The organism is Peterkaempfera griseoplana (genome assembly GCF_001418575.1).
Lineage (GTDB): Bacteria > Actinomycetota > Actinomycetes > Streptomycetales > Streptomycetaceae > Peterkaempfera > Peterkaempfera griseoplana.
Genome location: NZ_LIQR01000434.1, coordinates 1 through 26,513, shown reverse-complemented (window position 1 = coordinate 26,513; position 26,513 = coordinate 1). Strand labels below are relative to the sequence as shown.

At 71.8% G+C, this 26,513-nt stretch carries 19 protein-coding genes; 9 read left to right on the top strand and 10 right to left on the bottom strand.

Annotated features, from left to right (window positions below; translation table 11 throughout):
• The first annotated feature begins 225 nt into the window (after window positions 1-225).
• Both AOK09_RS43785 and AOK09_RS28910 read left to right on the top strand, forming a co-directional pair.
• Window positions 226-801, top strand: coding sequence for a helix-turn-helix domain-containing protein (locus AOK09_RS43785; RefSeq protein WP_055590194.1), 576 nt, complete (start codon window positions 226-228; stop codon window positions 799-801).
• A 32-nt stretch (window positions 802-833) separates the two neighbouring features.
• Window positions 834-1,736: an ATP-grasp domain-containing protein gene (locus AOK09_RS28910; RefSeq protein WP_055590197.1), complete on the top strand. Its 903-nt coding sequence runs from the start codon at window positions 834-836 to the stop codon at window positions 1,734-1,736.
• Window positions 1,737-2,638: 902 nt separating this feature from the next.
• On the opposite strand, the gene AOK09_RS28905 is transcribed toward AOK09_RS28910, so the two are convergent.
• Both AOK09_RS28905 and AOK09_RS28900 read right to left on the bottom strand, forming a co-directional pair.
• Window positions 2,639-4,978, bottom strand: a complete 2,340-nt coding sequence (locus AOK09_RS28905; RefSeq protein WP_217698506.1) for an ABC transporter permease — start codon at window positions 4,976-4,978, stop codon at window positions 2,639-2,641.
• A 145-nt stretch (window positions 4,979-5,123) separates the two neighbouring features.
• Window positions 5,124-5,852 carry an ABC transporter ATP-binding protein gene (locus tag AOK09_RS28900; RefSeq protein WP_055590192.1) on the bottom strand — a complete coding sequence of 243 codons (729 nt, stop codon included), beginning with the start codon at window positions 5,850-5,852 and terminating at the stop codon, window positions 5,124-5,126.
• A 142-nt stretch (window positions 5,853-5,994) separates the two neighbouring features.
• Here AOK09_RS28900 and AOK09_RS28895 point away from each other — a divergent pair, with 142 nt between their 5' ends.
• Window positions 5,995-7,209, top strand: coding sequence for a sensor histidine kinase (locus AOK09_RS28895; RefSeq protein ID WP_217698505.1), 1,215 nt, complete (start codon window positions 5,995-5,997; stop codon window positions 7,207-7,209).
• Complete coding sequence (locus tag AOK09_RS28890; protein WP_055590190.1) at window positions 7,206-7,889, top strand: response regulator; 684 nt, start codon at window positions 7,206-7,208, stop codon at window positions 7,887-7,889. The genes AOK09_RS28895 and AOK09_RS28890 overlap by 4 nt, the downstream gene beginning before the upstream one ends.
• A 509-nt stretch (window positions 7,890-8,398) precedes the next feature.
• Here AOK09_RS28890 and AOK09_RS28885 read toward each other — a convergent pair.
• The 5 genes from AOK09_RS28885 to AOK09_RS28865 form a co-directional block, all read right to left on the bottom strand.
• Complete coding sequence (locus tag AOK09_RS28885; RefSeq protein WP_055590189.1) at window positions 8,399-8,698, bottom strand: hypothetical protein; 300 nt, start codon at window positions 8,696-8,698, stop codon at window positions 8,399-8,401.
• 164 nt (window positions 8,699-8,862) lie between these two features.
• The gene (locus tag AOK09_RS28880) at window positions 8,863-9,804 is read right to left on the bottom strand and encodes a DUF4142 domain-containing protein (protein ID WP_055590188.1); all 942 of its coding nucleotides are present in this window, start codon (window positions 9,802-9,804) and stop codon (window positions 8,863-8,865) included.
• A 218-nt stretch (window positions 9,805-10,022) separates the two neighbouring features.
• Window positions 10,023-14,006: an ABC transporter ATP-binding protein gene (locus AOK09_RS28875; protein WP_055590187.1), complete on the bottom strand. Its 3,984-nt coding sequence runs from the start codon at window positions 14,004-14,006 to the stop codon at window positions 10,023-10,025.
• Window positions 14,007-14,021: 15 nt separating this feature from the next.
• Window positions 14,022-14,477, bottom strand: coding sequence for a PPOX class F420-dependent oxidoreductase (locus AOK09_RS28870; RefSeq protein WP_055590186.1), 456 nt, complete (start codon window positions 14,475-14,477; stop codon window positions 14,022-14,024).
• Between the two features lie 171 nt (window positions 14,478-14,648).
• On the bottom strand, window positions 14,649-15,278 hold the full coding sequence (locus tag AOK09_RS28865) for an SACE_7040 family transcriptional regulator (RefSeq protein WP_055590185.1): 630 nt from the start codon (window positions 15,276-15,278) through the stop codon (window positions 14,649-14,651).
• 147 nt (window positions 15,279-15,425) lie between these two features.
• Between AOK09_RS28865 and AOK09_RS28860 the strand changes: the two genes are divergently transcribed.
• From AOK09_RS28860 to AOK09_RS28845, 4 genes are all read left to right on the top strand, one after another.
• Window positions 15,426-17,090 (top strand): carboxyl transferase domain-containing protein, encoded by a 1,665-nt coding sequence (locus tag AOK09_RS28860; protein WP_055590184.1) that lies wholly within the window; start codon window positions 15,426-15,428, stop codon window positions 17,088-17,090.
• Window positions 17,091-17,233: 143 nt separating this feature from the next.
• Complete coding sequence (locus AOK09_RS28855) at window positions 17,234-19,411, top strand: ATP-binding protein (protein WP_055590183.1); 2,178 nt, start codon at window positions 17,234-17,236, stop codon at window positions 19,409-19,411.
• A gap of 29 nt (window positions 19,412-19,440) precedes the next feature.
• Window positions 19,441-20,370, top strand: a complete 930-nt coding sequence (locus AOK09_RS28850) for a hydroxymethylglutaryl-CoA lyase (RefSeq protein ID WP_175609360.1) — start codon at window positions 19,441-19,443, stop codon at window positions 20,368-20,370.
• An 84-nt stretch (window positions 20,371-20,454) separates the two neighbouring features.
• The gene (locus AOK09_RS28845; protein WP_055590196.1) at window positions 20,455-21,642 is read left to right on the top strand and encodes an acyl-CoA dehydrogenase family protein; all 1,188 of its coding nucleotides are present in this window, start codon (window positions 20,455-20,457) and stop codon (window positions 21,640-21,642) included.
• 301 nt (window positions 21,643-21,943) lie between these two features.
• On the opposite strand, the gene AOK09_RS28840 is transcribed toward AOK09_RS28845, so the two are convergent.
• Together AOK09_RS28840 and AOK09_RS28835 are read right to left on the bottom strand one after the other, a co-directional pair.
• Complete coding sequence (locus AOK09_RS28840; RefSeq protein ID WP_245687522.1) at window positions 21,944-23,011, bottom strand: hypothetical protein; 1,068 nt, start codon at window positions 23,009-23,011, stop codon at window positions 21,944-21,946.
• Window positions 23,012-23,672: 661 nt separating this feature from the next.
• Entirely contained in the window at window positions 23,673-24,287 is a 615-nt protein-coding gene (locus AOK09_RS28835; RefSeq protein WP_079063515.1) for a universal stress protein, read from the bottom strand.
• A gap of 472 nt (window positions 24,288-24,759) precedes the next feature.
• Here AOK09_RS28835 and AOK09_RS28830 point away from each other — a divergent pair, with 472 nt between their 5' ends.
• Complete coding sequence (locus AOK09_RS28830; RefSeq protein WP_157876072.1) at window positions 24,760-25,617, top strand: HAD family hydrolase; 858 nt, start codon at window positions 24,760-24,762, stop codon at window positions 25,615-25,617.
• On the opposite strand, the gene AOK09_RS42635 is transcribed toward AOK09_RS28830, so the two are convergent.
• Window positions 25,587-26,447: a GNAT family N-acetyltransferase gene (locus AOK09_RS42635; RefSeq protein ID WP_157876071.1), complete on the bottom strand. Its 861-nt coding sequence runs from the start codon at window positions 26,445-26,447 to the stop codon at window positions 25,587-25,589. The genes AOK09_RS28830 and AOK09_RS42635 overlap by 31 nt on opposite strands.
• Between the last annotated feature and the right edge of the window lie 66 nt (window positions 26,448-26,513).

The window sequence follows — 26,513 nt, the reverse complement described above, 5'->3', positions numbered from 1 at the left end:
TCCCCGCAGCCCTGGCCCAACCAGCAACAGCACCCCCAGTACCCACAGCCCGGCAGCTACCCACCCGCCTACGGCCAGCCACAACCCCAGCCCCACAACCCCTATGCCCAAGGCGGATACGGGCAACCACCCCAACAGCACTGATTGTTCTCATGCACTTCCTCTGGTGGGCGAAGCGGTCGTACGCAAAGATCTTCCGAGCAGCAGACCGGAGGACCCCGCCGTATGACCGCCCCCGAACACCCCGGCCCCCAGCAGTCGGCAGATGCCGCCGCGCGCACCCGCCTCGCGGCCGAACTCAGATCGGCGTATGAGAGCGGGGCGCGGGTGCGGGATCTGGCGGTGGCGTCGCATCGTGCGCAGAGCGAGGTGCGGCGGCTGCTGCGGGAGGCGGGGGTGACCCTGGGCGGGGTGCCGCCGAGGAGGGCGTGGGCGGCCGAGTCCGTGCAGACCGGGGTGCCGGCTCCGAGGCATGGGGCGGACGTCCCGGCTCCGGCCGCCGCCTCCGCAGCGCCGCCTCCGGCGGCGGCCGGGCAGCGGCGGCGGGTGGCGGCGCGGATCGTGCGGGTGGGTCTGGACACCTCCTTCGCCGTGGTGCCGCAGTGGCGGTCGGCGATCGCCGTACCGGTGGCGACCCAGGAGCTGCTCACCGCCACGGGTCTGTCCTACGCGGAGCTGTCCGGCGCGGAGTTGACCGTGGTGATCCGTGCGGACGCGCTGCACGACCGTGATCTGGATGCCGCGGACTGGCAGTGTCCCGGGCCGGGCACCGGAGGCCGGCGCAGAACGGCGCCACGCTGATACCGGTGCCACCGGGACGGCCCTACCCTGGGCTGGTGAACGGTCCCGCGATCCTGCTGCCCTGCGATCCGCTCGCCCCGCGCCGCACCGACGGGCACTTCGCCGAAGAGGCTTCGGTGGCCCGCGACCTGGGCGGGGTGACCGCGCTCATCGACCATGACGCACTGCTCGCGGGGGACGCGGAGAGCGCGGTGAGCAGGGTTCCGCACGGGCTGCGGGCGGCCTGGTACCGGGGGTGGATGGTGCCGTCGGCCGCTTACGCACGACTCGCACGGGCGCTGGACGGACGGGGCTGCACCCTGCTCACCACCCCGGGAAGTTATACGGCGGCGCATGAACTGCCGGGCTGGTACGAGGTGTTCGAGGGCGCCACACCGCCGAGCTGCTGGCTGCCGGGGGTGGGTGCGGTGCCGTCGTCGGTGGAGCTCGCTGCCGCCGCCGGGCGGCTGGGGGGCTCGGGTCCGGCGGTGGTGAAGGACTATGTGAAGTCGCGCAAGCACGAGTGGGACGAGGCGTGCTTCATACCGGAGCTGGCGGACACGACCGCGCTGCACCGGGTCGTCTCCCGCTTCGTGGAACTGCAGGGGGAGGATCTCGCCGGGGGTGTGGTGCTGAGGGCGTTCGAGCCGTACGCCGCCTCCGGGGGTGTCCGCTCGGAGGAGTCCCGGGTGTGGTGGGTGGACGGGGAGGCGGTGCTGGTCACTTCCCACCCCGACTGGCCGATCCCGCCCGCGGGGCGTCCGGTGGCGGATCCGGACTTGGCCGGGGTGCGGCCGCTGGTGCACGCCCTGGGGTGCCGCTTTGTCACCACGGATCTGGCGCGGCGCACGGACGACGGCCGGTGGCGGGTGGTGGAGGTCGGCGACGGGCAGGTGAGCGACCTGCCGCGCGGGGCGGACCCGGCGCCGCTGCTGGCGGCGTTGATCACCTGCTGAGGTCCCGTCCCGCGCCGGCCTTCTCTGGGGCTGATGACGCTTGGCAGGTAGAGCAGTGCAGGTCAGCAGCGGTGAAGGTGACCTTGGCGAATGCAACAGCTGTGGTGCCATCGCCTGGGAGGGTGAGCATTGGCCGCCTTGCGCGCGAGTCGCCGCGGGCTGATTCCGCGCCAGGTGGTGTCTGTGGCCCGCGCTACCATGCGGCGATTCGGAGGCCTCGTGAGGTTCACCGTTCCGCCGCATCCCCTCGATACAGCGGACCATTACCCGGACCGGGCGCCACATGCCCGATCCACCACTCTGCTGTACCCGCGTGCCGGTGCCCTCGGCCGGTGGGAGAGCTCGCTTGGCGGGCCGCTGCTGTGGCCGGCTGACGAGCCGTAGCCGACATGTGCCGCGCCGGACCACCACAACCCTGCACGCGGACGCGCGGTGGTCGGGCCGGACCCTGTGGCATGGTGCCCGTGGTTCAACTCTTCGCCAAGGGTGTTCCGGCCCTGGTGTTCCCGGCCGGCACCGATGTCCTTCAGGCGCTCTGGTGCCCGCTGATCCACTCCGAGCACGACCAGTGGTCGCCTGTGCCTGCCTTGCGTTGGCGATCCGCCGCGGGAGCCGCGTCCGGGCAGCTGCGGGGGAAGCGCCGAAGCCGTACGAGTTCGACGACGAATACGTGCCTCGGCCCTGCGTTGTTCACCCGACTGAGGCCGTTGAGTACCCGAACCGGGACCTGCCGGATGATCTTCCCGCGGCTTGGTATCCCGGAAACGTCAAACGGTCGAGACCGCAGACAGCCGCCCACGACCAGCACGAGCACGAGCACGAGGATCTACCATCCCAGCCGTGCCATCACCCTGACCAGCAGCTTCACGATGGTAGATCCTCAGTGCTACGAGCGACCGGTTCTACTCGGTCCGCAGCGCGGTGGCGGTCCGGGAGCGCGCCGCCCAGCCGGCCGGCAGCAGTGCCCCGAGCAGGGCGATCGCGATCCCGCCGGCCAGCAGCGGGAGCAGTATCCCGGCGGTGTAGACGTGGCTCACGCTCGACGGCATGTTCCTGCCGATCGCGCTCCCCATCTGGGTCAGCGTCACCTTCTCCACCGCCATCCCGATCGGGACCCCGATCAGCCCTGCGATCAGGCCGGTGAGGCTCACCGAGGTCAGCACCATCGCGATGGTCTGCTTGGGCGTCATCCCGAGGGCCTTGAAGATCCCGAGGTCGTGGATCCGTTCCCGGGTGTCCTGCACCACGGTGTTCAGCACGCCGAGCGCGGCGACCGCGATCACCATCAGGGTGAGGGTGGCCACCAGGGCGCTCATGATGAGCACCGTGAGGTTCTCGTGCGTGATGTTCGGGGTGGCTTCGGCGTGCAGCGGGGTCAGCGCGGGGGCGGCCGAGGCGGACCAGTCCGGGCCGCTGACGTTGGCGGCCAGCTTGACGTTGAACTGGGTGATGTACGGCGTCAGACCGGCGGCGGTGAACGTGGCCGAATCGGTCATCACGATCGCGTTTCCGCTGGCATCGAAGTCGATGCCGACGATCCGCAACGGCAGTCGCTTGTTGTCCTGTGCCACGGTGACGGTGTCGCCGACGTGCATCCCGGCCGTCGAGGCCAGGTGGTCGTTGATCACGGCTTCGCCGGGGTTCCGGTACCAACGGCCGTCAACCAGCTCCAGGTTGGTCCAGGACAGGTCCCCGGTGGTGGTGTCCACCATCGGATAGTCACCCGTCGGCGCGCCGATCACGGTCGCGCCGCTGTTGCCCCAGCCGAACGCGGCCTTCGTGCCCGGGATCGAGGCGAGCGCGGCGGCCACCTTGGTGGAGTCCAAGTGGGGGTTGGCAGGGCCGCCGCCGGGGGCGTGGAGGCCGGCGGGCGTGCCGGAGGGCACCACGAGCATCGACGCGGCGTTGAAACCGGCGGTGTCCGTGTCCGTGTACTTGGTGAACGCGGTTTCCAGCCCCGTCGCGAAGGTGACACTGACCGCGCCGAACAGCACCGCGGCGCCGACCAGCGCGGCACGGGCCGGTTTGGCGAACGGTTGGGCCAGTCCCAGCGACATCGGCCGGGGCAGCGGCAGCCCGCTTGCCAGGCGCTGCGCGCCTTGGCCGCGCTTGGCCTTGGGGGCGCGGCCGACGACCAGGGTCTGCACCGCCGGCATCCGGCCGGCCCGAAGTGCCGGGATGAGCGCGGTGACACCGACGATGACCAAGGTGCCGATCGACACGACGAGGCTGACCCACACAGGCAGGTTGGTGCTGGCGGCACCGAGATTCTTGCTGGCATCGTTCAGGACCGGAACAGCCAGCAGGTTGCCGAACAGCGTGCCGCCCACCACGCCGATCGTCGCCGGGATCAGGGCTTGTGCGGCGTAGGCGCGGGCCACCTGCCAGGGGGTGAAGCCGAGCGACTTCAGGATCCCGATGCGCCGGATTCCCGAGACCACCGCGCCGCTGACCGCGATCGCGATGATCAGCACCGACAGGAACAGGCCGAGGACGCCGAAGACGATCAGGAACGGCACGAAGGACTTCGCGCTGCCGACGGCCTGCTTCTCCACGGCCAGGTAGGACTGCCCGCTCTCGACCGAGCCGGCCGGCGCGGCGGCGGCGATCGCCCGCTTGTCCGTGGTGAGGTCGGCGTCGGTCCCGGACTTGGCGAACCGGTAGAGCATCTCCTCGTCGGCCTTGGCGCCGGCGGCGGTCAGCCGCGCGAAGCCGTCGGTGGTGAGGAAGCCGGTCGCGGTGTTGGTCAGCGAGTTCGCCACGCCGACGACCTTGAACGAGGGCTTGCCCGGCAGCGAGTCGAACACCACGGAACCGTCTGCGCAGTGATGGTCCCATGAGGCCAGGACGATCTCGTTCGCGGTGGTCGGCCACCTGCCATCGACCAGGGCCAGTTGGTCCAGGCCGGAGGTGCCGGCCAGCTCGGGCCGGGTGGTGGCGATGACCGGCTGGTCGGCGCGACCGGCCATCGGCATGCCCGCGGCGATGTTCGCGGTGCAGTCCGTGCCGAAGCTCGTGTTCAGGGCGGAGGTGACCGGGTACGGCCCGGACGCCTCGGTGACGCCGGCGGCGTGCGCGGTGGCGGCGGCCTGCGCGGCAGTGGCCTTCGAGCCGTCGAACTGGACCGACAGATGCGCGCCGTTCCGGGCCTTGAAGGCGTTGTCGAACGGGGCCTGCACGACGGCCAGCAGACCGAGCGAGAGCACCGAGGAGGTGACGGCCGCGAACGTCGTCAGGGCCATGACGAGGGACTGCACACGACGCCGGCCGACGCCGGAGCGCACGACCTTGCCCAGGGCGCTCATCGGCCCGCCGCCGGCAGCAGACGGGCCACGGCCCGGAAGGAAGCCTCGTGCAGGCGCTGGGACGGCAGCGCTGGGAGCCGCGTCATCGGACCGCTCCCGCCGAGCTGTTGGAGGTGGCGCCGCTGACCGTGTTGACCACGTCCCGGGCCACGGCACCGTCCACCAGCTCGATCGTGCGTCGCGCGGTGTTCGCGGCCAGTTGGATGTCGTGGGTCACCAGCAGGATGGTCTGACCCTCGGCGTTCAGATCCAGCAGCAGTTGGCGCACGTCCTGGGCTGAGCGCGAATCCAGCGCGCCGGTCGGCTCGTCAGCCAGCAGCAACGCCGGCCGGTTCATCAGGGCCCTGGCCACCGCCACCCGCTGCCGCTGACCGCCGGACAGCCGCTGCGGGTAGGCCCTGGCATGCCGGTCGATACCCAGCGAGGTGAGCAACTCGGTCGCCCGCCGCTTCACCTCGCCCTTGCCCATCCCGGCCAACTGCGCCGGAACCATCACGTTGTCCAGCACCGTCAGGTCATCGAGCAGGTTGAAGAACTGGAAGATCATGCCGATGGAAGCCCGCCGGTACTTCGCCGAACCGGCCTCGCCGAGTTGATCGATCCGCGTTCCGTTGACGGTCACAGTGCCGCTGGAAGGCTTGTCCAGACCCGCGACCAGGTTCAGCAGCGTCGACTTGCCGCTGCCGGAATGGCCGAGGATCGCCACGCACTCACCAGCTGCCACGGACAGGGTCACCCCGGCCAGCGCGGGCGGGCCGTCATCGTATGTCTTTGTCGCGTCCTGGAGATCGATCATCGGCTCACTCGTCATGGCCCTGAACCTAGGAACGGACCATGATCCGTCGCGTCGGCCGGCGGATGTCACCTCTCCCCCGGGCCATCGGCCCGGGGGAGTACCCGCGTACATCCCCGGGGCGACGCGCAGAGCCGACCCCAGTCAATACGATCTCCGCGTGGAAGAGTTGCTCCGGCGTTTCTCGACATCGGCACCCGTGGCCTGGCTGACGGCACAGGCCGTGGTGCTGGCCGCCACCTGCTTCTACGCGCTGATGCTCTTCTGGACGATGCCGCTCGGTCCGATCCCGCACCACGGCGGCCCGTTCCTGTTCCCCGACCTCAGGCCCGACCAGAGGATCGGGGTCTGCCTCGTGCTCGCCCTTCCGATCCTGATGGTGCGCCGTCTGCCCGCGACGGTCTTCGCTGCGGTCCTGGGCGAAGCAGCCCTCAGCGACCTCTTCGGCGCGCAGCCCTGGACCGTGCTCCTCCTGCTCCCGGTCCTGGGCGGGTACCTCGCCGCCCGACGGCCGACGGCTGCCGCCGTCGGCTCCCTCGCGGCCGTCGCGACCCTGTTCGCCGAACGCACCCTCGTCCACAACGGGGAATCCGTCGGGAACGCGGCCCCGCAGGCCGGGCAGTTCGCGTTCGTGTTCGCGGTCGCATGGGTCTTCGGCGGGGTGTACCGCAAACGCCGCGAATACCTCGAAGCCCTGCACGAGCAGACCGCGGCCCGCGCCGTCATGGCCGAGCGGCTGCGGATCGCCCGCGAACTGCACGACAGCGTCGCGCACAGCATCGGGATCATCACGGTGCTGTCGGGAGCGGCGGCGCGGGTCGTGGAGACCAGGCCCGAGCAGACGCGGCAGGCGCTGACCGGCATCGAGACCACCAGCCGGGAGACACTGCTCGGGCTGCAGCGCATGCTCGGAGCGCTACGCCGCGCCGAGCCCGACGACGCCGTGCCGCGGGCCGCTCCGCTGGCGCCGGGCGGCAGCCTGGCCGACGTCCCGCGGCTCGCCGAACGCACGGCCGACGCCGGGGTGCGGGTCCACGTGACCTGGCAGGGCGAGCGGCGTCCGCTGCCGCCGGAGATCGAGCTGTCGGCGTTCCGGATCGTCCAGGAGTCGGTGACGAACGTGGTGCGGCATTCCGGGGCGCGGACGTGCCGGGTCGCGGTGGGTTACGAGCCGACAGGAGTGACGATCGAGGTGGTGGACGACGGGGACGACGGTCCCGGCAGGCCCGGCCGTCCGCGGCTCTCGGCGGCGGTCGGCGGGAGCGGCTTCGGCCTGCTCGGCATGCGCGAGCGAGTGACGTTGCTGTCCGGCCGGTTCAGCGCGGGCCGGCGTCCGGAGGGCGGATTCCGGGTGGCGGCGAGGCTCCCGGCATGAGCGTGCGGGTACTGCTGGTCGATGACCAGCCGCTGATGCTGGTCGGGCTCACAATCCTGATCGGCGACACCGACGACCTGGAGGTGGTCGGCGAGGCCGGCGACGGCCGCGAGGCAGTGCGCCTGGTGCGTGAGCTGCGGCCGGACGTCGTGGTGATGGACATCCGCATGCCGGGCGTGGACGGGATCGAGGCGACCCGGCAGGCGACCGCCGAGCCGGACCCGCCCAAGGTGCTGGTGCTGACGACCTTCGACGACGACGAGTACGTCTACGGCGCACTGCGCGCCGGAGCCAGCGGATTCCTGCTCAAGAGCATGGCCCTGGACGCGATCCTGGACGCGATCCGCGTGGTGGCGGCCGGCGACGCGTTGATCGCGCCGAGCGTGACCCGACGGCTGATCGCGGACTTCGCCGGAACACCCGGCCCCGCCGCCCCCGAACCGGACGCCGAGCCTGCCGCGGACTCAAGTCTCATCGCGGGGATCACCGACCGGGAGCGCGAGGTGCTGGCACTGGTCGGACAGGGTCTGTCGAACGCCGAGATAGCCGAGCGGTTGGTGATCAGCGCGGCGACCGCGAAGACGCATGTCGCGCGTCTGTTCGCCAAGCTCGAAGCCCGGGACCGCGTCCACCTGGCGATCATCGCCTTCGAGGCCGGACTCGTGCCGTGTAGACGGTAGGGCAGGGTGAGAAGAACGATCGCCGACCACGAGTTCGCCGCGTTCGCCAGATGCGCGAGCTCACCCACCTGGCCGCAGCGGGATTCGAGTCGTGAACACTCCAACATGGACTTCCAGGAGTTTGCCGCGAGCGCACGCGCCGACTCCGAAGGCATCCTCCGCCCCGTGAAATGAAGCCCCTGGCCTGCTTCAGCAGGCCGGCGGGTCGACTGGCTCCGTTCAGTTGCGCTGGTTGAGGGCCCGAGTCAGGTCCCGGTTGGCCGACCGTGCGGCGTCCAGGTCGGCGCGCGCCTCAGGGTCCGACGGATGCGTGCAACAACCCGCCACAGAGCCACACCCGAGAACGAGTCTCAGAGCACCAACGACAACCCTCCGCACCACGTCACACCACGTAGGTGAGGCCCCCAGAGAACCGGACGCCGCCCCGCGACGCCGAGGTGGTCGCGGGGCAGGCCGGGGTGGTGTAGGGCCGGTTCGGCAGGGTGCTCAGGTGACAGCGGCGGCACCGGTCAGGTGCAGCGGCGGTCGGCGTTGATGCACGCGGCCACAGCCCGCATCAGCCGGTCCGACACCACGTTGGGGCGGACCCGGATGATGGCGGTGAAGTCGGCTCGAGAGGGCGTTCGAGGGGCTCTGGCCGGACGGGGGCTCTGGCCCGGTTGCGCGTTCTGATTGCTCAGCGGAGCTGCGGGGCGGGCGGAGGCGGTGGTCGCGGGTGAGGCGTTGCCGCCCTGGCCCCGGGTGTGGGCGAGGACGGTCTGGTCGGCCACGGCTGGGCTGGCGCCTGCCACGGCCAGGCCGGTGATCACGGCGCGCCGGCTGCGGCGGGTGCGGCGGAACCGGTGGGGCGCTGCGTTCCGCGGAGGCGCCGGGGCCGGGGCCGTGGGTGGTGAACGGTATGGTCTGCGTTCTCTCCTCAGGGAGCCAGGGGCAGGGCCGTGGGCCGCGGGTGGGTGAGGCACGGGCCGGACGGTCAGTAGCCGGCGGTGGTGCCGGTTCCGCTGCCGACTCCCTGGCCGATGGAGACACCTCCGCCGACCTGCTGCTGGGTGTTCTGCACCGCACCCGCGCTGCCGCCCGCCCCGGTCGTTCCCGCGGTACCGGCCGCACCGGTGGTGCCTGCCGCCGTCCCCGAGTTCACCGCGCCCGAGGTACGCGCCCAGGCGTTGGCCAGCTGGGTCACGGGCAGCGCCTGACCCACGGCGACGCCGGGCGGCAGCGCACTGGAGGCGGGGGGCTGGGTGGCGATGGACGCGACCTGGTTGAAGTCCACCACCCCGGTCCTCTCCAGCACCGTGATGTGGTCGAGCACGGTGTTGTTGGCGCTGTCGGCCAGCTGGCGGACCAGGGTGTTGCGCGTGCTGTTACGGATCTTGGCGATGGACTGGAAGATCAGCCCGTGCTGGACGCGGAGCAGCTGGGCGAAGGTCTGGTCGAAAGCCGGCCCCTGGGCCGCCTGCTCCTGCTGGAGGAAGCCCATCTGCTGGTCGGAGGGCTGGTTGGGCAGTCCCATGCCCAGCTGGGCGGCGATCTTCAGGGTCTGCTCGTCGAGTTTCCGGTGGCCGTCCAGCAGGTGCTTGCCCGCCTCGTGCACCAGCGGGTTGGTGGTGTGGGTCTGGGCCATCATGCCGCTGGGCAGCTCCCAGAGGCCGGCCAGCCGCACCTTGGTGACGAAGACCCGCTCGTCGGGGGTGAGCGGGCCGAAGGCGGTGTTGATCGTCCCGGCGGGCAGTCCGTCGGAGGCCACGGTCTGGGCGGCGACGGGCGTACTGCCGCCGCCCTGCTTGTACACCCACAGCGGGACGATCACCGCCACCAGGCCCACGGCCAGCATCCGCAGCAGCCTGGACTGGGCCGGTCCGCCCCGGGGCCGGGCCTGCCGGGGGGAGGTGGACGATCGGTCGGACGGGCGCATATGCGTCAGGCCTCCTCGGGGACGGCGAGTGACGGCGGATGCCTGCGCTCGGGCAGGGCTGCCGGGGCCGGTGGACGGGGGGCGCTGCGGCGCCCGCGGTGGTCGCCCCTTCGTACGCCGCACTCCCCGATCCGGTTCAGCGATGCGCCGGGGGTGGGGAAAACGCCGTGCCCGCCTCCGGAACGGGGACGGGCACGGCGGATCGGGCCGGGACGGGGTCAGCGCGCGGGGGCGGTCTCCCAGCGGTCGGCGGTGTCCTCCTCCTCGCCGGTGAAGGCCCGCCACAGCCTGGCGTAGGCGCCGTCGGCGGCCAGCAGCTCGTCATGGGTACCGTCCTCGACCACCCGCCCGTGGTCGAGGACCACGACCCGGTCGGCCCGGGCGGCGGTGGTGAGGCGGTGGGCGATCACCAGGGTGGTGCGGCGGCCCGCGAGCCGGTCGGCGGCCCGGTTGACCGCGGCCTCGGTGGCGAGGTCCAGGGCCGCGGTGGCCTCGTCCAGGAGCAGGATGTCGGGGTCGACCAGTTCGGCGCGGGCGAGGGCGAGCAGCTGCCGCTGGCCCGCGGAGAGGTTGCGGCCGCGCTCGGTGACGCGGTGCAGGTATCCCCCGGGCAGTCCGGCGACCATCTCATGGGCGCCGACGGCCCTCGCGGCGGCCTCCACCTCGGCGTCGGTGGCTTCGGGGCGGCCGTAGGCGATGGCGTCGCGGACGGTACCGGCGAAGAGGTGCGCCTCCTGCGGGACGACACCGAGCCGGCGGCGGTAGGCGGTGAGGTCGTACTCGCGCAGATCGGTGCCGTCGATGCGGACGGCGCCGCCGGTCACGTCGTAGAACCGGGCGGCCAGCTTGACCAGGGTGGACTTGCCGGCGCCGGTCTCACCCACCAGGGCGACGGTCTGGCCTGCGGGGATGTGCAGGGAGATGTCGGCGAGGGCTTCCGGCTTGCGGTTCCTGGTGCCGTTCCCGGTGCCGCCTTCGATGCCGCTCTCGGCGCCGTTGTAGGCGAAGTGGACGTTGTCGAAGTGGATCTCGCCGCGCAGCTCGGGGACGGGCCTCGGGGCGGACGCGGCGGGAGTGCTGGTGGGCGAGCGCAGCAGGTCGCGGATGCGGGCCAGGCCGACGGCGGCCTGCTGGTAGCCGTCGAAGACCTGGGAGAGCTGCTGCACCGGGGAGAAGAAGAGGTCGATGTAGAGCAGGTAGGCGACCAGGGCGCCGGTGGTGAGGGTTCCGGAGTCGACCCGCCGGGCGCCCTCGATCAGGACCAGCGCCGCAGCGGTGCTGGAGAGGAACTGCACGAAGGGGAAGTAGAGCGCGATGTACAGCTGGGCGCGGATCCGGGCGGTGCGGTAGTCGTCGCTGCGGGCCAGGAAACGCCTGGTGTTGGCGTCCTCCCGGCGGAAGGCCTGCACGATCCGCATCCCGGCGACGTTCTCCTGGAGGTCCGCGTTGACCGTGGAGACCTTCTCCCGGGCGAGGGTGTACTGGGCGGCGGACTTCTTGCGGAACACCAGGGTCGCGGCGATCAGCAGCGGCAGCACCGCGAAGACGACGAGGGCGAGGCCGGCGTCGATGACCAGCAGGGCCGCGAAGATGCCGAAGAAGGTGAGCAGACTGACCACGGCGGTGACGAGGCCGGTCTGCAGGAAGGTCGAGAGGGCGTCGACGTCGGTGGTCATCCGGGTCATGATCCGGCCGCTGAGCTCTCGCTCGTAGTAGTCCAGGCCGAGCCGCTGCAGATGGGCGAAGATCTTGACCCGCAGCACGTAGAGGACCCGCTCACCGGTGCGCCCGCTGAGCTGGCTCTCGGCGGTCTGCACCAGCCAGTCCAGCAGGACGATGGCGAGGGCGGTGAGCGAGGCCGCGGCGACTCCGCCGAAGGCTGCCTTGCTGACGCCGTTGTCGATGCCGTGCCGGATCAGTACGGGCAGCGCCAGGCCGGCCGTGGCGTCGGCCGCCACCAGCAGCAGCGCCAGGGCGAGGGGGCGGCGGAACGGGGCCAGCAGGCGGCGCAGGCTGAAGTCCGGGTCGGCGGCCCGGGCCTGCTCCGGGGGGACATCGGGGGTGTCCAGGGCGGGCGGCAGGGCGGCGACCTTGGCGAGCAGGTCGGGGGTGGCGGGCAGTGAGCCGAGGCTGCGGGAGACCGGGCCGCCCGGTCCGGCCGCGGAGGCGGCCCGCAGGGCAGCCGCGGCGGCGCCGGTCTCGTCGTCCTCCGGGTCGAGGTCGGGGAACCGCTCGCGGTCCCAGAGCTCGGGGGTCGTGGAGCGGCCCGCCTCGGACGCCGCGCCGTCGAGGGCCGCGGTGCCGGGTACTCCGCTGTCCAGCGCGGCCTTCTCCACTGCGGCGCTCTCCAGTGGAGAACGCTGCAGTGCCGGGATGCCGGCCGTGCGGTCGGCCTCGCCGGGCCCGGCGCCGAAGCCGCCGTCCAGGTCGCCCTCGGCCTCCGGGTCGGTGAGCAGCCTGCGGTAGAGCGGGCACCTGGCGTCCAGCTCCTGGTGGGTGCCCAGGTCCACCAGCCGTCCCCGATCGAGTACGGCGATGCGGTCGGCCAGTTGGAGGGTGGAGCGGCGGTGGGCGATCAGCAGGGTGGTGCGGTCCCGCATGACGCTGCGCAGGGCGTCGTGGATCTCGGCCTCGATCTGGGCGTCGACGGCTGAGGTGGCGTCGTCGAGCAGCAGCAGTCGGGGGTTGGTGAGGATGGCCCGGGCCAGGGCGACACGCTGGCGCTGGCCGCCGGAGAGAGTGAGTCCCTGCTCGCCGACGACGGTGTCGTAGCCGTCGGGGAGTGCCGCGATGAAGCCGTGGGCCTGGGCGGCGCGGGCGGCGGCCTCCACCTCGGCGTCGGTGGCGTCGGGGCGGCCGAAGGCGATGTTGGTGCGGACCGACTCCGAGAACAGGAAGCTGTCCTCGGGGACGATGCCGATGGCGGCGCGCAGCGACTCCATGGTGAGGTCGCGGACGTCATGGCCGAAGATCCGTACGGTGCCCGCGGTGGCGTCGTAGAAGCGGGGCACCAGCAGGCCGACGGTGGACTTGCCGGAGCCGGAGGAGCCGACCAGGGCGAGGGTCTCTCCGGGCGCCAGGCTGAGGGTGAGGTCGTCCACGACGGGGTCGCCGCCGTCGGGGTAGGCGAAGGTGACCTGCTCGAAGGCGAGGGCAGGGGCCGCGGGGTCCTGGTCGTCCGGGTCCAGGGCGACGGCGTCGGGCTTCTCGCTGATGACCGGGCGCTCGTCGATGAGCTGGAGGACGCGCTCCACACCGGCCCTGGCCTGCTGGCCGACGGTGAGCAGCATGGTGAGCATCCGCACCGGGCCGGTCATCTGGGCTATGTAGGTGGAGAAGGCGACGAAGGTGCCGAGGGAGACCTGTCCCCGTACGGCCAGCCAGCCGCCGAGGGCGAGCACCGCGACCTGGCCCAGCGAGGGGATGGCCTGCATGGCGGGGGTGTAGCGGCTGTTGAGCCGGATGGCACGCAGCCGGGAGGCGTAGAGCCGGCGGGAGACCCGCTCCAGCCGGCCGAGTTCCTGCTCCTCCTGGCCGAACCCCTTCACCACGCGGACGCCGGTGACGGCGCCGTCCACCACTCCGGCGACGGCGGCGGCCTGCTGCTGGGCGGCCCAGGTGGCGGGGAACAGCCGTCGGCGGCTGAGCTGGGCGAACCAGTAGAGGGCGGGGCCCATGACCAGGGCGACCACGGTGAGCAGCGGCGACAGCCAGAGCATCACGGCGACGGACATGCCGAAGAGCAGGAAGTTGCCCGTCATCATCGGCAGCATGGACAGCAGTCCGTTGATCAGCTGCAGGTCGGAGGTGGCCCGTCCGACGACCTGGCCGGTGTCCAGGCGGTCCTGTCGGGCGCCGTCGAGCCGGGTGAGGGAGCCGAAGAGGTCGCTGCGCAGGTCGTGCTGGACGTCCAGGGCGAGTTTGCCGCCGTAGTAGCGGCGGACCCAGGTGAGGGCGAAGACGGCCACGGCCGCCAGGACCAGCAGGGTCGCCCAGGGGGCAAGCGAGCGGGTGTGTCTGGTGACGACGTCGTCGATGATGAGCCGGGTGATCAGCGGGACGACGGCGGTGACCGCCATGCCTGCGAGTGAGGCGCCGAAGGAGAGCAGAAGGTTGCGCCGGTAGGGGCGACAGTAGCCGACCAGGCGGCGCAGCCAGCCTGGTGTGGGCTGCTCCCCGGCGGAGTCATGAGCCTCATACATATTTAGAGATACTAATCATTTGTCGGCGGGCGCGTCCACCGGCGCCCAGCCGTAGACCCGCTCCACCCGGAGCCTGACCACAAGGCGGCGGTCGGCCACCATCGCGGCACGGTACTCGTCCCAGTCAGGGTGCTCCCCCACGATCAGGCGATAGACCTCGATCAGCTCCTCGACCACGGCGTCCTGCGGGTCGGCCGCGACCGCGGTCAGCTCGGCGTTGCCCTCGGCGACCGCGTAGGCGCCGAAGTCGGGGCTGGTCGCATAGAGGGAGGCACGTGGGTCACGGCGCAGATTGGCGGTCTTGGCCCGATCCTCGGTGGTGGAGATGCGGGCGATCCTGGTGACCGGGTCGAAGGTGCAGCTGACGTTGGACAGCTGAGGGCGGCCGTCCCGTTTGAGGGTCGCCAGGGCGACCGTACGGGCGCCGCTCAGCAGGGCTTCGAGGGCGGGGGACGCTGGTTCGACTGCCATGGACTCCACCTCGGGTGCGGTTCGTGGCGCGAGCGTCGGAACGCGGGCGCCACAGGACTGCGGGATCGGCTCGCGACTCCAGCATTCCTTCCCCGGCAGGGGCGGCACACCCGTCCCCGGCAGGGCTGCGGGTGCGGCGCGGGTCCTACGACCCGGGGCGGAGCACGCGGGTCAGCGGTCGTGGCCGGCGGTACCGGCCGCGGCGCTGAACGCTCCCAGGGCAAGGCGGTGCAGCAGAGCCGCCATGGAGTCGCGGTCGAGCACCGGCTGGGCGCCTCGCGCCGCGGCGCTGTGCGGGGTGGAGTTGAGGAGGCCGAAGACGGCGTGCACGGCGGCGCGGGCGCCGGGTTCGCCGGCGAGGCCGGAGGGCTCGGGGAAGGCCCGCCGGACGACGTCCACCCACAGTTCGACATAGCTGCGCTGCAGGCGGCGCACCCGGCGGCGGTCCTCGTCCTTGAGGTGGAGCAGCTCCCGGTCGTGCAGGGTGATCAGGTCCTGGTCGTCGAGGGCGAAGTCGATATGGCCCCTGACCAGGGCGTCCAGGGCCGCTGCGGCATCCGCGCCCTGGGCGCGGCGGCGGCCCTCGTCGACCAGTCGCTCACTGATGCCCACCAGGAGGTCCGCCAGCATGGCGTCCTTGCCCGGGAAGTGCCGGTAGAGGCCCGGGCCGGTGATGCCCACGGCCTTGCCGATCTCGTCCACACCGACGCCGAGGAAGCCCCGGGCGGCGAAGAGCCGGGCGGCTTCTCGGCGGATCTGGTCGCGACGCGGGGTCGCAGCGGGGGCGTCGGTGTGGGACATGGGGTGATCCTAGACAGTGGCCGTTATCGGTGGTTAACCTGGCCCTGTAAGTTAACGTTAATTAACTCCATTGGACAACATCGCCGGCGCGGTGGGCAGGGATCAGCCGCCGCGCCGCCCGGTTCAGGGGCAAAGGAGCTCTTGGGCATGGTCTTCTCGTCGTACGCCGCCGCTCCCCCGACCTGGGCCGCACAGGCCGCCGTGCCCCCGCTGGACACCACCGCCGACCCGGGGTCGGCTGCCTACCGGGCCAACACCGAGGCCCACACGGCACTGGTCGGCGAGCTGCGCCGCAAGCTGGCCGCCGCCGCGCTGGGCGGCGGGGAGCGCGCCCGGCAGCGTCACACCGCGCGGGGCAAACTGCTGCCCCGCGACCGGGTGGACACCCTGCTCGACCCCGGTTCACCGTTCCTGGAGCTGGCCCCTCTGGCGGCCGACGGGATGTACGACGGTGCTGCCCCCGCCGCCGGAGTGGTGGCGGGCATCGGCCGGGTGGCCGGGCGCGAGGTGGTGGTGGTCGCCAACGACGCCACCGTCAAGGGCGGGACGTACTACCCGATGACGGTGAAGAAGCACCTCCGGGCGCAGGAGGTGGCGCTGGACAACCGGCTGCCCTGCATCTACCTGGTGGACTCGGGCGGCGCGTTCCTGCCGATGCAGGACGAGGTCTTCCCCGACCGCGACCACTTCGGGCGGATCTTCTACAACCAGGCACGGATGTCCGCCGCGGGCATCCCGCAGATCGCCGCCGTGCTGGGCTCCTGCACGGCCGGCGGGGCCTACGTCCCGGCGATGAGCGACCAGGCCGTGATCGTCCGCAACCAGGGCACCATCTTCCTGGGCGGGCCGCCGCTGGTGAAGGCGGCCACCGGGGAGGTGGTCACGGCGGAGGAGCTCGGCGGCGGCGAGGTGCACTCGCGCACCTCGGGCGTCACCGACCATCTGGCCGAGGACGACGCCCATGCGCTCTCCCTCGTCCGCTCGATCGTCGGCGGACTGGGTCCGCGGCCGCCCCGGCCCTGGGATGTGGTCCCGGTGGAGCCGCCGGCGGTTGACCCGGCGGGGCTCTACGGATCGGTCCCGGTCGACCCGCGCACCCCGTACGACGTGCGCGAGGTGATCGCCCGGGTGGTGGACGGCAGCCGGTTCGCCGAGTTCAAGCCCGAGTACGGGCCGACCCTGGTCACCGGTTTCGCCCGGGTGCACGGGCACCCGGTGGGCATCGTGGCCAACAACGGGATCCTCTTCTCCGAGTCGGCGATGAAGGGCGCGCACTTCATCGAACTGTGCGACCAGCGCGGTGTCCCGCTGCTGTTCCTGCAGAACATCTCCGGCTTCATGGTGGGGCGGCAGTACGAGGCCGGGGGCATCGCCAAGCACGGCGCCAAGATGGTCACCGCGGTGGCCTGCACCCGGGTGCCCAAGCTCACCGTGGTCGTCGGCGGCTCCTACGGGGCCGGCAACTACTCCATGTGCGGCCGGGCCTATTCGCCGCGCTTCCTGTGGATGTGGCCCGGAGCCAAGATCTCGGTGATGGGCGGCGAGCAGGCAGCCTCCGTCCTGGCCACCGTCCGGCGCGACCAGTTGGAGGCGCAGGGCACCGACTGGCCGGCCGAGGAGGAGGCGGAGTTCAAGCGCCCTGTCCGGGAGCAGTACGAACGCCAGGGCAGCGCCTACTACGCCACCGCCCGGCTGTGGGACGACGGCGTCATCGACCCCATGGACACCCGCACCGTGGTGGGACTGGCCCTCAGTGCGTGCGCCAACGCTCCGCTGCCCGAGCCCCGGCCCTACGGCATCTTCAGGATGTGACGGCGGCGATGACCGACACCAGGCCCGCCCTTTCCGTGACCGGCCCTCGCCCGGCCGGCCCCGCGACCGGCTGCACCCCGACCGGCCTTCCCGTGACCGGCTTTCCCGTGACCGGCTTTCCCGTGACCGGAGGAGCACCTCCCATGTTCGACACTGTCCTGGTCGCCAACCGCGGTGAGATCGCCGTACGGGTGATCCGCACCCTGCGGCGGCTCGGAGTCCGCTCGGTGGCGGTGCACAGCGACGCCGACGCCGATGCCCTGCACGTCAGGGAAGCCGACACCGCCGTACGGCTGGGTCCGCCGGACCGCTCGGACAGCTCTGCCGCCGAGACCTATCTGCATGTCGAGCGCATCCTGGAGGCGGCCCGCCGCACCGGGGCGCAGGCCATCCACCCGGGGTACGGCTTCCTCGCCGAGAACACCGGCTTCGCCCGCGCCTGCGGCGACGCGGGCCTGGTCTTCATCGGTCCTCCTCCCTCCGCCATCGAGTTGATGGGCGACAAGATCAACGCCAAGGAGGCGGTCCGGGCGGCGGGCGTCCCCGTCGTACCCGGCAGCCGGGAAGGCGCCCGCAGCGACGAAGCCCTGATGGAGGCCGCCGCCGAGATCGGCTTCCCGGTACTCCTCAAGCCCTCCGCCGGCGGAGGCGGCAAGGGCATGCGGCTGGTGCGGGACCCCGCCCTCCTGGCGGAGGAGATCACCGCCGCCCGGCGTGAGGCCAGGACCAGCTTCGGCGACGACACCCTGCTGCTGGAACGGTGGATCGACCGCCCCCGGCACATCGAGGTCCAGGTACTCGCCGACGCCCATGGCACCACCGTGCATCTGGGTGAGCGCGAGTGCAGCCTCCAGCGGCGCCACCAGAAGCTCGTCGAGGAGGCGCCCTCGGTCCTCCTTGATGCCGACACCCGCGCCGCCATGGGAGCCGCGGCCGTACGCGCAGCCGAGGCATGCGGCTACACCGGGGCGGGCACGGTGGAGTTCATCGTGCCCGGCGGCGATCCCTCGGCCTACTACTTCATGGAGATGAACACCCGCCTGCAGGTCGAGCATCCGGTCACCGAACTCGCCGCCGAGGTACGCGGTCTCGACAGCCCGGCCGGCCCGGGCCGGCCGGACCTGGTCGAGTGGCAGCTGCGGGTCGCCGCCGGCGAGCGGCTCCCCCTGACGCAGTCCGACATCTCCTTCCGCGGTCATGCGATCGAGGCCCGGATCTGCGCCGAGGACCCCGCTCGCGGCTTCCTCCCGACCGGTGGCCGGGTGCTGCTGCTCCATGAGCCGACCGGCGAGGGCATCCGGGTTGATTCCGGACTCGCCCCGGACACCCTCGTCGGCTCCACCTACGACCCCATGCTCGCCAAGATCATCGCTTACGGCCCCGACCGGGACACGGCCCTGCGAAGGCTGCGCGCCGCCCTCGCGGAGACCCGGATCCTCGGTGTGACCACCAACACCGGCTTTCTGCGCCGGCTTCTCACGCATCCCGATGTGATCGCGGGTGAACTCGACACCGGCCTGGTCGAGCGCACCGCCCAGCAGACCCCCGAACTCCTGGCATCCCCGCTCGACACCGCACACCACGACACCGTGCTGTGCGCAGCAGCCCTCGCACGCCATCTGGACCTGACACCGGCCCCCGCTCCGGGCGGGTGGACGGACCCCTTCTCCCTGCCCAGCGGCTGGCGACTGGGCGGCGAACCTGCCTGGACCGTCCACCGGCTGCGGCTCCCGGGCGGCGAGCCGGTGGAGGTACGGGTACGGCCCGCCTCGATGGAGAACGTAGCAAGGGCCACTGACAACGCCCCTCGCGAAGCCGCCGAACTGGAGATCCGCCTCGGAGACGGCCCCGTCCGCCGTGCCCGGGCCGCACGCCTCGGCGACCGCTTGGACATCACCCTCGACGGCGTCCGGCACAGCCTTGCACTCGCCACCGACAACACCGCCCCCGGCGGCCCCGCCACCTGGTTCTGCCTGGACGGCGACTCCCGGCCGGTACTGCCCCACGACCCCGTCGCGGAGCGCACCACCAGCGGCGGGTCCGCCCACCACGGCACCCTCACCGCCCCGATGCCGGGCACCGTCACCGTGGTCAAGGCCGCCGTCGGCGACCGGGTCCGCAAGGGTCAGCTGCTGCTGGTCCTGGAGGCCATGAAGATGGAGCACGTCATCGCCTCACCGCACGACGGCACGGTGGAGCAGTTGCGCGCCGTCCAGGGCGCCGGGGTCGCCATGGACGAGGTGCTGGCCGTGGTGTCCGCGGGCGACGGCGGCGAAGCCGTCGCGGCGACCGGCGAGGACCCGCTGGAGGTGGCGCGGTGACCGGGTCCGTGCTCTCCCTGGGACTGCCCATGGCCTTTCCCGCCCCCGGGCTGCCGGAACGGGTGCGCATCCATGAGGTGGGCGCCCGCGACGGACTGCAGAACGAGGCGCTGCCGCTGCCGGTGGAGGTGAAGGCGGAGTTCGTCGCCCGGCTGGCCGCAGCCGGTCTGCGGACCGTGGAGGCCACCAGCTTCGTCCATCCCAAGTGGGTGCCGCAGCTGGCCGACGCGGAGCAGCTGATGCCGCTGCTCGCGGGTCTTCCGGAGCGGTACCCCGGGTTGCGACTCCCCGTGCTGGTGCCCAATGAGCGCGGTCTGGACCGGGCGCTGGCCCACGGCGTCACCGACATCGCGGTCTTCGCCAGCGCCACCGAGACCTTCGCCCGGCGCAACCTCAACCGCTCGCTCGACGAGTCGCTGGAGATGTTCGCGCCGGTGGTGGCGCGCGCCGCAGCGGAGGGCGTGCGGGTGCGCGGCTATCTCTCGATGTGCTTCGGCGATCCCTGGGAGGGGCCGGTACCGCTGTCCCAGGTGGTCGACGTGGCCGGACGGCTGCTCGATCTCGGCTGCGACGAACTCAGCCTCGGCGACACCATCGGTGTGGCCACCCCCGGCCATGTCACCGCCCTGCTGGAGGAGCTGGCCCGGGCCGGTGCGTCGGCAGAGCGGCTGGCCGTCCACTTCCATGACACCTACGGCCAGGCGCTGGCCAACACCCTGGCCGCGCTGCGCTCCGGTGTGGCGACGGTGGACGCCTCCGCGGGCGGGCTCGGCGGCTGCCCCTACGCGAAGAGCGCCACCGGCAATCTGGCCACCGAGGACCTGGTCTGGATGCTGCACGGACTCGGCATCGAGACCGGAGTCGATCTGGAGGCCCTGGCCGCCACCAGCGTCTGGCTCGCCGACCGGCTCGGCCGGCCCAGCCCCTCGCGGGCGGTCCGCGCGCTCACCGGCGGCTGACCGGCCCCGGCCGGGGCGGCGACCCCGCCCCGGCCCTCTCCCCCGACCCTCGCCACCCTCAAGAGGCCCAGGAGCGTCACCATGCTGGATCACCGGCTCGACTCCGAGTACGAGGAACTGCGGCGTACCGTCGCCGAGTTCGCCAACGACGTCGTCGCACCCAAGATCGCGGACTACTACGAGCACGACGAGTTCCCGTACGAGATCGTGCGGGAGATGGGGCGGATGGGCCTCTTCGGCCTGCCGTTCCCCGAGGAGTACGGCGGCATGGGGGGCGACTACTTCGCGCTCTGCCTGGCGCTGGAGGAGCTGGCCAGGGTGGACTCCTCGGTGGCGATCACCCTGGAGGCCGGGGTGTCACTGGGCGCCATGCCGATCTACCGGTTCGGCAGCGAGGAGCAGAAGCGGGAGTGGCTGCCCAGGCTCTGCTCGGGCGAGATGCTGGGCGCCTTCGGGCTCACCGAGCCGGAGGGCGGCTCCGACGCGGGCGCGACCAGGACCACGGCCCGGCTGGACGAGGCGACCGGGGAGTGGGTGATCAACGGGACCAAGTGCTTCATCACCAACTCCGGGACCGACATCACCGGGTTGGTGACAGTCACCGCCCTCACCGAACCGATCGCTCGTTCGAGTGGTGCAGGCCTCCAGGCCTCGACCCGGCCGACGATCTCCTCCATCATCGTTCCTGCCGGAACACCCGGCTTCACCGTGTCGAAGAAGTACTCCAAGGTCGGCTGGAACGCCTCGGACACCCGAGAGCTCTCCTTCACCGACTGCCGCGTCCCGGCCGGCAATCTGCTCGGCGAGGCGGGGCGCGGATATGCCCAGTTCCTTCGCATCCTCGATGAGGGGCGAATCGCCATCGCAGCCCTGTCCACCGGCCTGGCCCAGGGCTGCGTCGACCAGTCGTTGGCCTACGCCGCGCAGCGGCACGCCTTCGGCCGCACCATCGGGGCCAACCAGGCCATCCAGTTCAAGATCGCAGACATGGAGATGCGGGCACACACCTCCCGGCTGGCCTGGCGGGATGCCGCATCCCGGCTGCTCCAGGGCGAGCCGTTCAAGAAGGAGGCCGCAATCGCCAAACTTCACTCCTCCGACGCCGCAGTGGTCAACGCCCGCGAGGCCACCCAGATCCACGGCGGCTACGGCTTCATGAACGAGTTTCCCGTCGCCCGCTTCTGGCGGGACTGCAAGATCCTCGAAATCGGTGAAGGCACATCCGAGGTGCAGCGGATGCTGATCGCAAGGGAGTTGGGGATGGCGTCGTGACCTGCTGATCTCCCGATCTGCCGACACCTGGGCCGGGGCTGGGGGCTGCGGGCTCTCCGTCAGCCACCCGGCCGGGGGTCGGAACGTTCACTGCCGGGCCGAGTTCGCCGCGCGGCTCACCCATCGCAGCGAACGCGGGCCCCCGCGCTCGATTGGCCCCGCTCACGAAAACCGGTGGCAACAGGCTCATCAGTGCCGCCGACCGCACCCCGGCGCAGGCGGCGTTGGACAGGGGACCAGGTCCGAACTCCGAGTTCCGGCCGACTCCCGGTGACGGCCGGGTCCCCCGTCAGGGAGTCTGTCAGCCCTCCTTGCCGGACGAGGTGCGAGCGAACCAGGTTTGCGCCTCGTCGGGGGTCAGGACACGGGTCAGCTCGGCGGAACCCGGGAGATGGGGGAAGAACCGGTCGGCGTTCCAACTGCGCCGGTACGTCGGCTCGTCCAGCACGAGCAGGCGGTATCCCTCCACCACGGGGATGTCGTCGGGGAGCCCCTCGTTCCAGATGCGCTCGCCGTCCGGGGCAAGGAGTTCGAAGGCCCCGATCGCAACGACGTCGCTGCGTCCACGGGCGGGCTCGGGGTCCGTGGCCAGGCGGACGCTCTCAGCCGAGGGGGCGGCGCCGGGCACATGGCCGCCGCCGACGAGCACATGGGCCAGCAGGGTGTGCAACTGGAAGTTGTCCCCGATGCCGCCGATGCGCACCTCGAACCCCTGCCCGGTGGGCCGGTGCAGCACGATCAGGGGTTCGTCGTCCAGGACCGCCAGTGCATAGGCCAGGCACTTGAGGTCGTGCCGCCCCAGGGCTTCCAGGTCACGACAGGCAGGGAGGAGTGCGGAGGCAAGTCGACGGCGCACCTCTGCGCTGCGGCACAGTACGGCCAGCGCAGGCGGCTGCCAGTCCTCGACCGAGCACCAGGCCAGCGCCAACCGGGTGGCTTCATAGGTGTCACCGCCCAGACGGGTCAGCAACGCGTCGTCGATGATCTTCTGGTCGGGTTCCGGCAGTTCCTGCCCCGCTCCACCGTCAGCGGTCCAGCGGCGGGCGAACTCCAGGGCGTCCAGCAGGCTTTGGCGCACGCCGTCGAGGATCGGCTCGGCACAGGCCACCGGGTCGGCGCCGCTCTCGACGCAGAAGCCGGCCGCCGTGGCCAGGAGCGGGCGCGGACCGGTGGGCGGGAAGGCGGGGAGCAGCGCAGCCAGCCGAGGTCCCGCGAGGACGCATTCGGTGTCCGCCGCCTGCTGCAGACCGTTCAGTGTCGCAGTGAAGGCACGTTCGGTTCGGGCACCGTCACGAGCGTCAACGGCCTGTTCCAGCTCGGATATGACGGCGCCGAGATCCGCAGCCTTCGGCTTCTTTTTGAAGATCACCGGCACACCCTAGGCCCGGGGGCTGACAGGCGTCACCGTTCGAGTCTTCCGGGTTCCCATCCGGGGCAGTTGGGATCGCTGACCATCGACTACCGGTTCGCGTTCCCATGCGTGGGCGAATCCGCTCGGCCGAAGCAACGGCCCCGCGAAGGCGTCCCGGCCAACGTGAGGGACCCGAAAGCCACGGTCGCCGGCCCGCCCGGGTGTACCGGAGAGCCTCGACCGCGGACCGGGCGCCACAGGGCGGAAGCCGCACGCCTGGTGGCGCCGTCGGCACCACCAGCTCTGCGCCAGTACGACGTGCGCAGGCGGCGAGGCGGGCCTGCCGCTTCCCGGAGTGAGATCCGGTGCACATTGCACCCCTCGGCCTCGATCCGGACGATGCCGAACAGGTGCGAAGCCGTCGCCCTACTGCACAGTCGACAGCCCGTCACATGACCGCGCCCCGTTGGAGGTACAGCTGCACAGAGCGCGACCGCCATGGCGCCCGAAAGGCTGACAGTCCACAGCACCGAATGACCACACGACGTGTGCGACTGTCGCAACCCGGCCATGCTGGAAAGGCGAAGCCGTAAAGCGGGAAGCGTCGTCGGTTCCGGGACCGTGGCCGTTCAGCCGCAGACCCGCCGTCGCCGATCCCCGGTCCCCGAGGCCGGGACGACTACGGGATCACCACGACCGGACGGTTGGCCCTCCGGGCCAGGCGGCCCGAGACCGACCCGAAGATCTTGCCCACCAGGCCGTGCGTACTGCCCACCACGATGGCGTCCGCTGCGTACTCCCGGCCGACCTCCTCCAGCTCATGGCAGATGTCCCCGCCCCGCTCGACCAGGATCCAGGGCACGTCGGCCAGATAGTCCGCGCAGGACAACTCCAGGCCGAGCACCTCGGTGCGGTGGTCGGGCACATCCACGAAGACCGGTGGTTCACAGCCGGCCCACACCGTCGCCGGCAGCCGGTTGGCGACATGCACGATCACCAGCCCGCAGCTGGAGCGTCGGGCCATGCCGACCGCGTACGCGAGGGCCCGCTCGCTGGACAGCGAGCCGTCGAAGCCGACCACCACACCGTGCTGGAAGGCGGGGTCACAGGGTTGGAGGCTCTGCGGCTCGCCCTGCGGAACGGGCAGCTGCGGATGCGTTGCAGACTTCTGCTTGGGCTTCGCCCGAGGCCTTCGCGGCTCGGCGGGGGAGGGTTCTCCGGAGGACGCGGAGGGACCTGTCCACCGGGCGGCGGAGTTGCCGTCGGCGGGCTCATGAGGCTCGTAACGGGCCATGGCTCTGAATTCTCGGAAAGAGGGGCTCGGCGGGAGGACGGCAGCGGGGGTTGTGGGACGCCACGGCGGTGGGCCGACCGGCCCGAAAGGCCGGAGCGTTGCCTGCGTGGCCTCTTCCTTCCAGCGTACGGCGACAGGGCGTTCCCGCCCAGGTGCGGAGCGCAGGGATACTGCGCCGGACCAGCGGACGGAGGGTGGGGACGGTGGACCGCCCACGCTCCCACCGCGGGCGGACACATGCCCCGCTCCCGGAGGTTCCCTGGAGAATGCCGGACCCTGGCTGGAAGTGCAACAGGGCACGAGCGCACCGTGACGACCCGATTGCGGGCGGAATGTGCAGTCGGGCGACCGCGGCCCGGTCCTGCGCCGTGCGGCCCGGCTCCACCGACCGGATTCCGGCCATTCGGCAGGGGTTCGGTCGTGCTGTGGCAATTGCCGGATGCATGTCCCGCTCTCCTGGCACCATGCCCGCATGCCGCTGTTGCTGATGGACCTCGACAACACGCTTCTGCCCCGGGACGCCGCCTTCCGAGCCTGGGCACAGGACTTCCTTGCCGAGCACGCACTACCGGTCGAGGATCTCGACTGGGTGGCCACACTCGACGGCAGCGGCTACGTGCCGCGTGCCACCGTCCTCGGCGCCATGCGCCGCCGCTACGGCCTGGACGCCTCCCTGGACTCCCTCCTGGCGCACTACCGCCGGGGGATCAACGCCCACATCCACTGCCCCGCATCACATGTCGCCGCCCTGCGCGCCGCCAGGAGTTCCGGCTGGACCCTCTGCATCGTCAGCAACGGCGGAACGCTGCCCCAGCTGGACAAGATCCGCCGGACCGGCCTCGCCGCACTGGTCGACGCCTGGGTGATCTCCGAGGAGGCCCGCTGCGCCAAGCCGGATCCGCAGATCTTCCAGATCGCCGCCCACCGCTGCGGTGTACCCACCACGGGCGACTGGTCCGCCGAGGCATGGATGGTCGGCGACCACGCCCCCGCCGACATCGCCGGGGCCACGGTCAGCGGGCTGCACAGCGTCTGGCTGCACCACGGCCGCCCCTGGCCGGAGCTCGGCTACCGCCCGACGCTCTGCGCGTCCGACCTGCCCGAGGCGGTCGCCATGGTGCTGAGCGCCAGTCCCTCGGCGGCCGACGCACGGCCGGTGCCGCCCGCCCGCACCCGGTTCGCCACCCCGCTCCTGCCACCGCCGCACGTACCGCCGTCATACACGGGACAGCCGCACATGGCGCAGTCCCACATGCCGCAGCCGCACATGCCGCAACCTCTTCGGGGCCGTCCGCCCGTCTACCGACCGGCGTCGGCCGGCGCCGCCTGAGCACGCCACCAGCGGGAGAGCGCCCTCTCGGTGAACCCGAGCCTCCGATAGAGCGGTTCGCCCAGGAGGGTGGCCGTCAGCACCGCGGGCCGGCCCGGGTGGGCGGCGAGGACGGTTTCGAGCAGCGCCCGGCCCACCCCCCGGGAGCGGTGCTCAGGGAGGGTCGCCACCCAGTACAGTCCCACCGATTCGCCGTCGTCATAGCTCACACAGGCCCCGGCCGCCGCCCCCTGCCGACGGACCTCCCAGGCGCGCAGGCCCGGCTCCCCCAGCAGCGCGGGAGGCAGCAGGCCCGCCCGCCGCCACGGCAACCGGGAGGGGAGCGGAAACCCCTCCACCACCGTGCGTTCCACCACGGCCAGTCCATCAGCGTCCGACGCCTCCCGGACGACGGGCGCCTCCTCCGCGGTGGATTCCCTTCGCAGCTCCCAGGAGTGCCGCTCCCGCCATCCCCCCGCCGCCGCACCGCCCGAAGAGGCGCCGAAACCCGGGCGGGAGACCGTCGAGTCCGGCTCACGCACCATCACCGCCTGCGGCAGAGCGGCCTCGAAGCCGTACGGGGCCAGATCCAGTCGGCCATAGGCGTCCTCGACGCAGAGTGGTCCGTCACCCCATTCCCGGTGGAGTCCGGCCAGTTCCGCGGCCAGTGCGGCGGCGTCCGGATAGGGGCGGGTCACGACCACCCGATGGGAGTCGGGTCCGTCCCCGGCACACCGTACGGCGACCCAGGCCTCGGTGGACCGGGTCTGCAGACCGAGCGCCCGCGCCTGGGCCCACCAGAACCCGGCCGCATTGTCCTGGGCGGCTTCCTGCACAGTGACGGACTCCACGCCAGGCACTCTAACGGCGTATCACGTCACCGCCGGCCCCACCCTCCGCCTCGATTCCTCAATCCC